Genomic DNA, 11,166 nt, shown 5'->3' with positions numbered 1-11,166 from the left:
GTAACACATGGGTTTGCGCGTCATCGTCGGCAAGTCGATCAAACAGGCCGGGCGAAAAGCCTTGCATACGATGTCCTTAATGTGCCGTCCACGACGATCGTTCTATTATGTATTCTTGGTTTAAAGAAATTTTGCGATCGAGCAATGCAACGACACGGTTTGAACTCGTCCCACCTGTTTGGCGAGCGCAGCGCCTTTACAATCGCCAGCAGTGAATTCATTGACGCGTGCCGGCAGCGCAGCCCCGATTTTTATATTGGCAGGCCCGAGTTCAGACGCACATCAAGTTGAAGGCAGTTTGTGAGTTCCGCGTCGTTTTCAGCGAGGGTGGCCAGTTTTATTTCAATGCTTCGGGGCGTCCGGTCAAATTTCTTCGCGATCGATGCAATGTCGTGGCCCTCGAGGTACATTGCCTTCACAGTAGTTGTCTCATCCGCTTCCCAGCGTTTCCCGTTACGGGCTGGCCATGACGACGAACCTGCGGAGGATTTTTTGTGCCGGGTTTTCTCCGGCGGAGGATCGATTTTTTCGCGTTGTCCCGTGTCTGAGGCTGTGGAAATAAACTCACGTGGCGACAATGGCCTGATCCCGGCATTGCCATGCGAATGGATGGCCCCAAGATGGAGATCAACGGCTCGCTGCTGACTGGCGTGCTTGACCTCGTTGTTGATCAGGCTTCCGTGCGAGTGGAGAAGCAATCCGATCCAGTACTGTTTGGCATGCTTGGCAGCTTCGTATGTGGCAGCTTCTTCGACGCTCACTGCATACACCCGCATTTCTCTTTGATTCGCTGCGAGAAAAATGTTCTCTCGCTCTTCCGCTTCTCTTCCAGAGCCGGGTTCGAGCAGGCCGTCGAGTGGTCTGGTGAGACCGACATAAAAAGGACAATGGTTAGCCGGATTGATCAGAAGACGAACGGAATAGGGGTTTGTCGCCGGTTCTGCGTCGCGTGTTTCAGCAAGTCGATTTTTTTTCCTCCTTCGTTTTTTGGTATGTCGCAAGCCAGTCGCGGCGAACTCGCTGACCGGGCGTGCGGTTGAAATATCGATCAGGGAAAAGTCTGGCAACCCGTATGTCGGCGCCGTTTCGGTGCATTCCGTCGGATCCGGGATCAGCCTTTCTCCCCATCGTTCGACCGCTGGAAGCAACCATTTGGCGACATGCGCCGCTTCAGTCCAAACGGCCTCCCTCAAAATAATGGTGTCGACGTCGACGACTTCTTCCAGCACCAGGGCCTGTACGCAAATCGCGTTGCGGGCTGCCCAATTGAAGAGCTCAGTCGACGTGGAAAGGTGTACCAAGGTTGATTGCAGACTAATGGAAGCATGCTGAGACATTCGCCCTGCAAAATCTCTGGTTGAGCCAATGTAGCAAGCTTTCTCGGATTCCGAAACTGCTAACAAGGCGTAGATGACTGGTTTCATATTGAGGGTGGGGAGGAATGCGGTGGATGCGCTTGGGGCCGTGTGGCTGTAGTCGCCAATCAGATGGGATGGCCTCAAGCGTCAGTCATCGTTCCTGCTCGTTCGCCGCCGACATGGGATTCTGCCGAAATTTTCGGTCGTTGCGTTGTGGGACGCAGAATGAGAGAGCCAGGAATACTGATCAATATCAACCTCGTAGCGCGACGTCGAAGTCATGCTGGCAGGAATTTTATTAGCGCAAGTTTTTACATTCGGAGGACATATGAGCATCGGATCGAAGATATTGTGGTCGGAGGGCTTGACGCTCGGCCCGCAGCACTTTCAGCTTCAGGACATTTATCATGAAAACCGGCTGCGGCGAACCGTTGCGACGATCAATCCTCACTTATGGGGCGTGCTGTCGATGCAATGGAATCTCGATGCGCTGGGGCACAATCGGCTGCATGCCGACACCTTGTCGGTACTGTTCCCTGATGGCGATGTCTACGACGCCCCCGGGGCCGACCTGTTGCCCGAACCGGTCGACCTGTCGCGCCTGCCGGCCGATGTTCAGACCTTCACGTTTTACCTTGCGTTGCCGGTGCTCAAGCCGCAGGGCGGCAATGCCGAAGGCGATAGCCGCTATGGCCGCTGCGCAGCCGAAGCGCTGGATCTGTTCACGGAAGCGCTGGCAATCGACGTGCCGTATCTCAAAAAGCAGCCGCGCCTGATCTCGCATCTGGTCACGCGCGACGCTTATGCGAGTGTGCCGTTGATCCGGATCAGCCGGACAGAGCAGGGCGGCTTCGAGATGGACGCAACGTTTATTGCGCCGTGCGTCGGGATTGGCGCCACGCCTGCACTGGGCCGGATGCTCGATGGCCTGATCAGTGCGATGTCGGCCAAGATTGAAACACTGCAGCGCATGCATCGCAAAGTCAGCGCCGACACCTACGAGGTGTCGTCCGGCGACATGTCGTCCTGGTGGATGCTCAATATCGTCAGTACGGCGAACGCCCAGCTGATGCACTGTGCCAGATCGCCAGGCCATCATCCCGAAACGCTGTATCAGAAATTGCTCACCGTGGCCGGTGGCTTGATGACCTTTTCCGACCGCTACAAAACGGCCGATCTGCCCGTCTACCAGCACGAAGCGTTAGGGGAGGTGTTCGCCAACCTGGAGACACTGCTGCGCGACCTGGTCGACACAGTGATTTCAGCGCGCTATTTTTCGATACCGCTGGTGGCGGACCGGAACCGCACTTCCCTCCGCCGTGCCGTGCTCGATCCGGCCAGAATTACGACGGAAACGCAGCTCTGTCTGGCGGTGAACGCCGATATGCCGGGACTGCAACTGGTGGCGTCGCTGCCGAACCGGCTCAAGCTGGGCGCGCCCGACGATATCGAGAAGATCGTCGGGTCGGCGCTGCCGGGCATCCCTGTTGTTCACATGCCGCAAGTGCCGAGTGCAGTGCCGGTGCGCCCGAACACCTATTACTTTTCGGTGTCGACAAAAAGTGCGCTGTACGACAACGCGCTCAAGGCCGGCGCACTGGTCGTCCTTGCATTGGACGGTATTCCCGGGCTCAAAATCGAGTTAATTGGGATTACCTGAACAGACGCCTGGCAATCCATCACCTGTTCGGATATTTTGGGAAGGTGCTCCGAAAATTCATTGCATCTACAGTAAGAACTTATTAACCACAAATGCAAAAATGGCAAAGATGGGAATAGACAGCGTTGCAAGTATTAAATTCAGGGCTTTTAGCTCACTAGCTGTCAAGTCTTGCCTGGTCATAAACGCGTTTGACGAATAACTCTGGTTTCTTCTGCTGCCATTCCTTGAGCGCTTGAATTGGCGTTCTGGAGCCAATGGCGCGCTGCGGAATGTGGTGGTTGTACAGCTTCAAGTAGTTGAGCAAGGCCGTTTCGAGATCGGCCCGGCTGTCGAACCGGGTCTGCTTTAACAGCTCGCTGATACGGCCGTTGAAGCGTTCCACCATGCCGTTCGTTTGCGGGTGACGTGGCGGCGCCAGGCGGTGCTCGATGTCCATTCCCGCACAGACTTTATCGAAGGCATGCTGACCACTGGGCGTCTTGTCTTTCATCGAGAACCGGTCAGTAAGTTGCGAGCCGTTGTCGGTCAGGATTTTAGTGATGTTGATGGGCGAGGCGATCTTCAACCGGCGCAGGAAGTCGACGCTGCTACGGTCGGTCATGTCGCCATAGATGTGCAAAAACACCCAGCGCGTGGCGCGGTCGATGGCCACGAACAGGTAGCGACGCGATGTCTCGTCGGGCATTTGTGGCAGGTTTTTGATGTCGATGTGAACGAAGCCAGGCTCATAGTCCTTGAAGGTCTTTTTGGTCGACAGCGTTTCGCCTTCTGCCGTCGGGATGATGTCCTCCAGGCGCGACATGCCTTCGCGCTTGAGCAGGCGCGCGATGCCTGCCCGCGAGACGGCGGCGTTGATGTATTCACGGGTGATGTAGAGCAGGTCGTCGAGCGGCAGATAGAGCGACTGGCGCAGCGACAGCACGATGGCCTCCTGCGTCGCGCTCAGCGTCGTATGGAGCGTGTGCGCGCGGTGCGAACGGTCTTGCACATCGTCGCGCTTGAGCCACTTGGCAGCGGTGGCACGGGTGATGTTGAAGACCTTGGCAGCCTCCCGGTCGGATAGCCCAGAGTCCTTGATTTCCTGCCGGATTTTTGGCGTCGTGCGCGCTTGGGGATGAATGCGTGAGCTCATGGACTGAAGTTTATGCGATCTGTTGCAACCGATGGGACGACCGCGGCGGCAAACCGGCGATCAACTCGTCAAGCACGGCTTTGGCGCGGAATAGCGCCATGCTGCGACGAGGAATATGATCACACGAAACTAAACAGGTAAGCCTGGGTCAGGCAAGTTCGGCGCAGGGCGCCAATTCGGCCTCGGCGCCAACACTTGTAGAATATTTGCCGTCCGCTTCACTAAGAAACCATAAGACTTCATACAAGATCTTCTTCTTGTGTTCAATTATGAGGTCATCAGTAATAATAAGTTTGGCAAGATTCTTTGCACTCCTGATGCCTTCAACAGCTTTTGAGCTTCTGTTATATGTTGCAACTAGCCTCATATGATGATCGGCAATAGCACCATAACCTCTAAACTTTCACCTTCTGGCGCAAATCATTTCTCAAGTCTATGTTGTCTTGATAACGTTCTATGTTTGATATTTTTGGCTCATCAATCCATTGGCCGTTTTCTTCGAAAAGATATTGATAAGAATCTGGTACAGGATCCATTTTAAATTTTCCTTCGCGGCTCAAAGTCAATATATGTTCATCAAAAAGTCTATGAATGTCTGAACGCATTACAAAGCCATTGTCTATCGTGTCACTTCCTTCGTTGTGAACTTGATGAATATGTGCTGCTTGAAGTAGATTTTCGGATTTCTCACCAGTTATGATGCACTTAGGGTTTTTGTCAAATATTAAATTTCTAAACCTTGCGTCACGAACAGAAATCTTCACTTCCTTCTTGTCGCGTGTATTGGTCGAATATTTGCATGGGATATCGATGCCTATCTTTGGCTTGTCGTTTCCAAACCATGTGCAAATCCAATTCGCTTCTTTATCATCATTGCCTTTTTTGCTATAGACAGCTTTTCCGGTTAGACCGTCTGCCTCGTGCAATTTTGCTTGGCCGTCGATCCAGTGACCTTTGCTCCTGTAGGTTAGGGTGAAGCCGTCAGGGGATTTTTCCAGTAGTGGCTCATACACAACATCATGGGGTCCGGAGGTTCGGTATTCCGTCGTGTCTACCGTCGCACCAGGCGGCGTTGAATTCAACGCTTCCTCGATGTCGTCCAGGTTCAATATTTCGTAGCCAGATTCCCAAGTCAAAACGAGGGTGGGTGGCACTGTTGCTACGTGGGGAAGAACAGGTGTCTTAGGTGCCATGATGTGCTTTCGTTGTCCGTGCTCTACGGTAGAATCGTAGCTTACAACGAGGAGCAAAAATGCAGGCACTCAAATTCACATGGCCGGTTGAAGGAATGCATGGCGGGTATGCTTATCGCATCGAGGCGATGATGACGGAGTTTCTAGACCAGGTGGTGACCATGGGCACTCTTTGCCACGAAGGCCCTGCGGAAGTGGCTTTGGCCTTCAGTACTCCTATGGGTAAGCATGTCAATGCCGCGCTCGTCTGCTCATGCGGCATGCCCGTTGCCTCTCTTGAAGGTGTGGCCGGTGCCGATACTTGGAGTTATAGAACGCTGCCAAGACTGGTGGAACTGGCGCCGTCACATACCTTCTTCCCGCGGCCTTAGCATAACCACCAGTACCCAAGCTGGTATCACAACCGATTTGGATTTCGGTTTACGTCATTTGCATGTTGTTGACATTATTTTTCAGACCATCGGGCGCGGCGCCATCGGCTGGTGGGCAATGGCGTTGTGTCAGTTCAAGCCATCGATCAACCAGCGAAGTTGACGTGCCGTGACCGCCAGCGCCTGCTCCTGTAGCCGGACCATCCAGGCTTGTCTCGTCGATTCATTGCGCATTGCGTTGACTCCAGTAATTGATTAAGCTGCAATTTTGCAAGGCTTACCTCACGATTGGAAGGTGGGACGCAATTCCCGCTTACCTTGTTTTTCCATGGACAGATCAGCGTCTACGTATTGGTGCGTTGCGTGCGCTACGCATTCGCCGCTGCAATCGTCTGGTGCTTCGGCATTGATTGGCTTTGGAAACGCGTTGCTGTTGCTGCCAATGCGTCCGGTTTGAGCGCAATTTTTCTTGATGAGCCCGGAAAGAAAACACCATGCAAACATAAACTATTCTCCGGGCGGGGAATAGCTCTATTCGGAAATAACCGAAAAAGGGTAAATGCATGTTTGAACACGCTTACGTCCGCAATTCACCATTTATAGATACTAATTCGGAACGGGGGCGTGCAAGTTGGGGTAATCGTCAAGGGTGGAGAGTTGCAGTGGCTAGCCATAGTTCGGCGCAAAGGTTTCCGGCTCAGTCGAGTTTCTTCGTTTCGCCATCGCGGTGCGCAATAACGAAACGAATGACGACGAATTCGATTTTGCGCTTCCAACACGATTAATCCGCAAAAGGCTCGCATCCAACTGATGCAGGCGGTGGCTGACTGTCAGCGTCCGCCTGTGATCGTAACCGGCTCGCCCGCATGCAATTTATCGCAGGCGCGGCGAGCCCCGAGCGCGGCGTCATGCCTAAATGTTGTCGCTAACCAACTTCTACAGCGAGGTATCATGTTCAATCATCCATCCATTTCCTTCTTTTCATCCTTCAGGACGGGCCTGCGCCGCGTGTTCGAATTGGTGCTGCTGGTCATGCTGTGCGCGTGCGGCGGGCCTGATACGCCTCCCGCCGAACCATCGCTGCAAACGCCGCTCGCCGGCAGCATCAATAAGAACATGGTTGTCGACTCGATCCAGACCGGCGGCAGCTACCGGATCAATATCTATCTGCCCTCGAACTACGCCAGCACGAACGACCGTTTGCCGGTCATTTACGTGCTTGATGGCGGCCCGGATAATGGCCTCTTCACCCCCATCGCCCATATCACCGAAGGACTCGGTGTGCGGGCGATCATCGTGGGTATCGGCGGCTTTGCGCGGCGCAGCACCGATTACCGTTACCCAGGTCTGAACCCTTACTACACATTTCTGACGACGGAACTGTTGCCGAAAGTCGAATCGACGTATCGCATCGCGCTGGACCAGCGCACTCTGGTCGGCCATTCCTATGGAGGCTACTTCGCCGCCGCCGCCATGCTGCTCGACCGCATGGCCGGTCACACCTTTTCCAATTTCATCGTGATGGACATGGCAACCCACGAACAAGGCGCACCGCTGGCCGATATGGAGCGCACCATGTTTACCGCCACCGGTGGCAAGCTGCCGGGCACGAGGCTGATATTGTCGGGCGATTCGTTTGGGAATGCCAAGGATGTCGACGGGTTCGATAAAATGATTTCCGCGCGCGGCTATCAAGGCCTGGAGCTGCGGCACATTCCAACAAGCTCGTATGGACACGTCGACATGATCAACCCAGCGTACAAGGAATCCCTGCGCCTGACTTTCAAGCAGTAGCGCGATGCTGATGTGCTTGCAGCTTTTGAAGGTAAGCGCGATATCTACCGCACCTTGACGCCTCGACGTAAAGCGTGAACTTCGGTTTTATCCGATAGTCGCGAAGTTGAACGGTAGCAGGTCGGAACGTCGGCGCCAGATTGGCGTTTTTGGCAGACCCACATGTACGAAGTGTTTTGCGCTTTGCGGCCCGATTCCTTGAACACCCGCACCGTGGTTTCGTCGCCGTGGATGAAGGGATTTTTCAGCAACGCCTGACGCAAGGCCGCGTACAGCGGCGTGAGCAGGATGCTGGCTCTGATACACCATTGCGCCAGCGTGCCGCGGAGACGTCTATATCGCCGCGCAACACAGTCATGCTGGCCGCATCCCCTCGGCGTATTTTTCCGTCAGAACCGTGGCCACCGTGCCAGCGCTTGCATTGCTGCCGGGGATCGGTTGGGGTGGCATTGGGCTGGTGACGATCTTGCTTGCTTCGCCGTGGCGGTCGCACTGGCGACAAGCGTATTTGAAACGCAGGTGCCAACACGAGCCAGCCCGCTTGTGTCTGACTGCCCACGCGGATCACATAGCCGTGCGGCGTTTCCAGTTCGAGCATCCGCTCACCATGGCTGGCGGCGAATGGCAGTGCAATCAGCTGCATGGCCGGCGGTGGCGACGCCATCAACCGCTTGCGCCAGTAGCGGAACGACGCCTCGGTCACACCACTGAGCGCATACCAGGACCGGATCGGCTGCCCCACAAGGCATGCGCCTGCAATCGGGATGACCATTGGGACTGCTTCGATTCTTCTTGCATGTTGGCGACTCGTGCGAGGCGTTCGCTTGTGCTCGTCACCGTCGACGGCAATGTGTCTCGTCTCATGGTTGAACGGGGCGTTGATGCGAAGCTTGCGCTTGATCGCATGGACGGCGAGAAGATGAAAACGAAGGTCTGTCCAAGATGCAAAAAGGGGACACTGACGGGACGACTAACAAAGGCTGCTAAGTTCTTGGGTTATACTAATTGCCACAAGTGTAAGGCTACTGAAGATTTCCCAGAAAGAGTACGAACATAAGCGATAGTTTAAGAAGAGCAGATTCACGTAGTTATTACATGTCGAAGAAGAGCGCATCGCACCCTTTGTTTTAAAGGGAATAATTTATCCTGATAGGTCGTTAAAATAATGAAAAAAAAGCATAGCTCAAACCGGGCAATCTTTATACTTGAGTCACCATGGGAACTTGACGATGGCGACGCAAACCGAAGCAGCGTTCTGCCATTTATAGAAGGCATTGCTAAATATGCCGGTGATGTGGAAGTATTGCATGCCAATTTTTATGATAAATCAAGTTTTAAAAAAGCTTTAGGTTTTCTATCAAAGAAAAGGTATGAGAATGCAGTTATTTATATAGCTTCACATGGCGGCGAAGTCAGTATAGGCGGCGTGAAAACTGGAGATATTCTTTTTGAAATTGGTGAAGTGGCGAAAAGCTTGAACATAACTGGTGTCATGTTGGGGGCGTGTTTGGCCGGTGGAAACACAATCAATATGGAAGTTTTTACAGAAGGAACTAACATTACGTGGTGCGCCGGTTACTCTACAGAGGTTTTCTGGATGAGGGGCACATTGTTAGACTGTTCTATCATTGGACGCATGCTAGACCTTGACGACGATGACGGAGATTTTAATGACAAAAAAGCGATTATTAATGCTCTGGGTGAGGCAATTGCCCCATTTTCAAAATCGAATGCGTTTGGAATAAGAAAGAAGCCGACGAGGCTTGACGAATCAGTTGAGTTCGTTGTCCAGGCAAGAGGTAAGGGAAAAGTCGCGCAGACAGTGACGGAAGACGTGTTCAAAGTTTGGGATACAAAACAAATATAAAATTTGAGATGAAGAGCCCCCGCTGTATTGTCTGGCAGACGCGCGGCGATTCACCCCCCTCAATGCTTCGCCCATGTTTTCGCTACGAACTGGCAATTCCTTCGGTGGTTTTGCCACTTGGACTGCTGCTCATCATGGTGACCGCATGTGCGTGGATCAGGTGCAGCGCGAAGCGGACCAGCGCAGGCATGGCGATTCGCCCCGGCACCGTATCTGACCAATCAACTAGTTGGCTTTTCAAACGCGTTGATGTAACGTCAAGCAATACGCGCAAGGATTGATGCTGCTGCGCCATGTTTCGCACATAAGGTGACGCGAATGACCTCGGAAGTCATGCCAGCCACGACCGCATCGAGCCTGGAAGCTGAACTGCTACGTTTGCTTGCGCGCCAGGGTGGCCGCGTGCCGATCCCGGTGTTTCTCGCCGCGCTGATGATCGCGGCAATGGCATACGCTTATGTACCGTCGCGCATGCTGGGCGCGTGGCTGGTGCTGGTGGCGCTGGTGCTGGCATTTCGCCGGAACGTGCTGGTGCGGCTGCAGGAATGGCCCGGCATGAGCGATCGGCGCCGGCTGGTGCTGGCCACCCTCCTCAGTGCGTTGAATGGTTGCACCCATGCCGTGTCGCTGACGTTTTTCCTCGCGTTGCCGGAGTTTCAGCGGGCCGTGCAGTCGCTGCTGCTGGTCGGCCTGTGCGCCGGCGCCGTGGCCACCACCGCCGGCTACCGGCCGGTCTTCCTCGCCTATCTGGTGCCGGTGATGGCACCGTTGATCACGCTCTGGGCCTTGACCCGGAACGCGGCCCACCCCAACTGGATCGACGGCGCGACTGCCGTGATCCTGGCCATCTTCAGCGCCGTGCTGATGGCGCTGGCCAGCGACGCGTTCCGCCTGTTCCGCACATCGTTCGAGATCCGGCTGCAGCATGTCAGGCTCAACGAACAGCTGAACACAGCCCTTGCCGCGGCCGAAGCCGCCAACCGGGCCAAGACGCGCTTCCTGGCGTCGGCCAGCCATGACTTGCGCCAGCCGGTGCATGCGCTGTCGCTGTTCGCCGGCGCGCTGTCGATGCAGCCGCTCGACCCGGCCAGCTGCGATATCCTCGGCCACATGGAGCAGGCCATCGGCGCGCTGGCGGGCCAGCTCGAAGCGTTGCTCGACGTCTCCAAGCTCGATGCTGGCGTGGTGGCGGTGCGGCCGGCCGAGTTGGCGCTGGGCCCATTTTTTGCGCGCGTCCACCAAGCCTACCTGCCTGCCGCTCACGCGAAGAACCTGCAGTTTTCCAGCCATTGCGAGGCGGAGTTGACGGTGTGCACGGATCCCGTGCTGCTCGATCGGCTGGTGTGCAACCTGGTCGACAACGCCATTAACTACACCGAAACCGGCCAGGTCGACATGCACCTGTCGGCCAGCCATGGCCAAGTGGTGTGGGTGATCCAGGACAGCGGCATCGGCATCTCGGCGGCGGAGCAGGAGAGGGTGTTCGAAGAGTTTTACCAGGTCGGCAATTCGGCGCGCGACCGGGGCCGCGGCCTGGGCCTCGGCCTGGCAATCGTGCGGCGCCTGGCCACGCTGCTGCAACTGCGCCTGGAAATGGTGTCCCAGCCCGGCGCCGGCACCAGTTTTTACCTGGTGTTCGCCCTGCATGACGCGCCAGCCGGGGCGGACGCGCGGCCGCTGCCGGCAGCGCCACACCAGGCAGACGACTGGCACGTGCTGGTCGTCGACGACGACGCGTCGGTGCGGGCCGGCATGTAGGTACTGCTCGAATCGATGGGTGCGCGCGTC

Annotated in this window: 12 protein-coding genes; 6 read left to right on the top strand and 6 right to left on the bottom strand. The window is 55.4% G+C overall.

The features are described from left to right. A partial coding sequence (locus V6M87_RS25970) for a hypothetical protein (protein ID WP_332879572.1) occupies positions 1–291 on the top strand: 291 nt, incomplete at its 5' end. On the opposite strand, the gene V6M87_RS25965 is transcribed toward V6M87_RS25970, so the two are convergent. Beyond that, complete coding sequence (locus V6M87_RS25965) at positions 252–1,424, bottom strand: hypothetical protein (RefSeq protein ID WP_332879571.1); 1,173 nt, start codon at positions 1,422–1,424, stop codon at positions 252–254. The genes V6M87_RS25970 and V6M87_RS25965 overlap by 40 nt on opposite strands. A gap of 214 nt (positions 1,425–1,638) precedes the next feature. Between V6M87_RS25965 and tssK the strand changes: the two genes are divergently transcribed. Next, positions 1,639–3,018 carry a type VI secretion system baseplate subunit TssK gene (gene tssK, locus V6M87_RS25960; protein ID WP_332879570.1) on the top strand — a complete coding sequence of 460 codons (1,380 nt, stop codon included), beginning with the start codon at positions 1,639–1,641 and terminating at the stop codon, positions 3,016–3,018. Positions 3,019–3,175: 157 nt separating this feature from the next. On the opposite strand, the gene V6M87_RS25955 is transcribed toward tssK, so the two are convergent. Together V6M87_RS25955 and V6M87_RS25950 are read right to left on the bottom strand one after the other, a co-directional pair. Beyond that, the gene (locus V6M87_RS25955) at positions 3,176–4,153 is read right to left on the bottom strand and encodes an IS481 family transposase (protein WP_332879569.1); all 978 of its coding nucleotides are present in this window, start codon (positions 4,151–4,153) and stop codon (positions 3,176–3,178) included. Positions 4,154–4,548: 395 nt separating this feature from the next. Further along, positions 4,549–5,346 (bottom strand): HNH endonuclease signature motif containing protein, encoded by a 798-nt coding sequence (locus V6M87_RS25950; RefSeq protein WP_332879568.1) that lies wholly within the window; start codon positions 5,344–5,346, stop codon positions 4,549–4,551. 59 nt (positions 5,347–5,405) lie between these two features. On the opposite strand from V6M87_RS25950, the gene V6M87_RS25945 reads away from it, so the two are divergent. Next, entirely contained in the window at positions 5,406–5,717 is a 312-nt protein-coding gene (locus V6M87_RS25945) for a hypothetical protein (RefSeq protein ID WP_332879567.1), read from the top strand. 1,008 nt (positions 5,718–6,725) lie between these two features. Further along, positions 6,726–7,511 (top strand): alpha/beta hydrolase, encoded by a 786-nt coding sequence (locus V6M87_RS25940; RefSeq protein ID WP_332879566.1) that lies wholly within the window; start codon positions 6,726–6,728, stop codon positions 7,509–7,511. Positions 7,512–7,555: 44 nt separating this feature from the next. On the opposite strand, the gene V6M87_RS27320 is transcribed toward V6M87_RS25940, so the two are convergent. Together V6M87_RS27320 and V6M87_RS25935 are read right to left on the bottom strand one after the other, a co-directional pair. Continuing rightward, entirely contained in the window at positions 7,556–7,786 is a 231-nt protein-coding gene (locus tag V6M87_RS27320; protein ID WP_442920644.1) for an IS66 family transposase, read from the bottom strand. Further along, on the bottom strand, positions 7,756–8,283 hold the full coding sequence (locus tag V6M87_RS25935) for a hypothetical protein (RefSeq protein ID WP_332879565.1): 528 nt from the start codon (positions 8,281–8,283) through the stop codon (positions 7,756–7,758). Before V6M87_RS25935 ends, V6M87_RS27320 begins: the two co-directional genes overlap by 31 nt. Positions 8,284–8,676: 393 nt before the next feature. On the opposite strand from V6M87_RS25935, the gene V6M87_RS25930 reads away from it, so the two are divergent. Next, positions 8,677–9,378, top strand: coding sequence for a hypothetical protein (locus V6M87_RS25930; RefSeq protein ID WP_332879564.1), 702 nt, complete (start codon positions 8,677–8,679; stop codon positions 9,376–9,378). Positions 9,379–9,460: 82 nt separating this feature from the next. Here the strand turns inward: V6M87_RS25930 and V6M87_RS25925 are convergent, their stop codons facing one another. Continuing rightward, entirely contained in the window at positions 9,461–9,673 is a 213-nt protein-coding gene (locus V6M87_RS25925) for a hypothetical protein (RefSeq protein WP_332879563.1), read from the bottom strand. Positions 9,674–9,696: 23 nt separating this feature from the next. On the opposite strand from V6M87_RS25925, the gene V6M87_RS25920 reads away from it, so the two are divergent. Beyond that, the gene (locus V6M87_RS25920) at positions 9,697–11,136 is read left to right on the top strand and encodes a sensor histidine kinase (RefSeq protein WP_332879562.1); all 1,440 of its coding nucleotides are present in this window, start codon (positions 9,697–9,699) and stop codon (positions 11,134–11,136) included. Positions 11,137–11,166: the final 30 nt, after the last annotated feature.

The organism is Massilia sp. S19_KUP03_FR1 (genome assembly GCF_036688685.1).
Classification (GTDB): domain Bacteria; phylum Pseudomonadota; class Gammaproteobacteria; order Burkholderiales; family Burkholderiaceae_D; genus JALYUM01.
The sequence above is the reverse complement of the archived record's forward strand: the minus strand, read 5'-3'. Positions and strand labels throughout refer to the sequence as shown.

What these genes read in the sequence shown, in the direction of transcription:
- V6M87_RS25965 (WP_332879571.1), bottom strand. Translation starts at nt 1,424, where the DNA reads ATGAAACCAGTCATCTACGCCTTGTTAGCAGTTTCGGAATCCGAGAAA.
- tssK (WP_332879570.1), top strand. Translation starts at nt 1,639, where the DNA reads ATGCTGGCAGGAATTTTATTAGCGCAAGTTTTTACATTCGGAGGACAT.
- V6M87_RS25955 (WP_332879569.1), bottom strand. Translation starts at nt 4,153, where the DNA reads ATGAGCTCACGCATTCATCCCCAAGCGCGCACGACGCCAAAAATCCGG.
- V6M87_RS25950 (WP_332879568.1), bottom strand. Translation starts at nt 5,346, where the DNA reads ATGGCACCTAAGACACCTGTTCTTCCCCACGTAGCAACAGTGCCACCC.
- V6M87_RS25945 (WP_332879567.1), top strand. Translation starts at nt 5,406, where the DNA reads ATGCAGGCACTCAAATTCACATGGCCGGTTGAAGGAATGCATGGCGGG.
- V6M87_RS25935 (WP_332879565.1), bottom strand. Translation starts at nt 8,283, where the DNA reads ATGGTCATCCCGATTGCAGGCGCATGCCTTGTGGGGCAGCCGATCCGG.
- V6M87_RS25930 (WP_332879564.1), top strand. Translation starts at nt 8,677, where the DNA reads ATGAAAAAAAAGCATAGCTCAAACCGGGCAATCTTTATACTTGAGTCA.
- V6M87_RS25925 (WP_332879563.1), bottom strand. Translation starts at nt 9,673, where the DNA reads ATGGCGCAGCAGCATCAATCCTTGCGCGTATTGCTTGACGTTACATCA.
- V6M87_RS25920 (WP_332879562.1), top strand. Translation starts at nt 9,697, where the DNA reads ATGACCTCGGAAGTCATGCCAGCCACGACCGCATCGAGCCTGGAAGCT.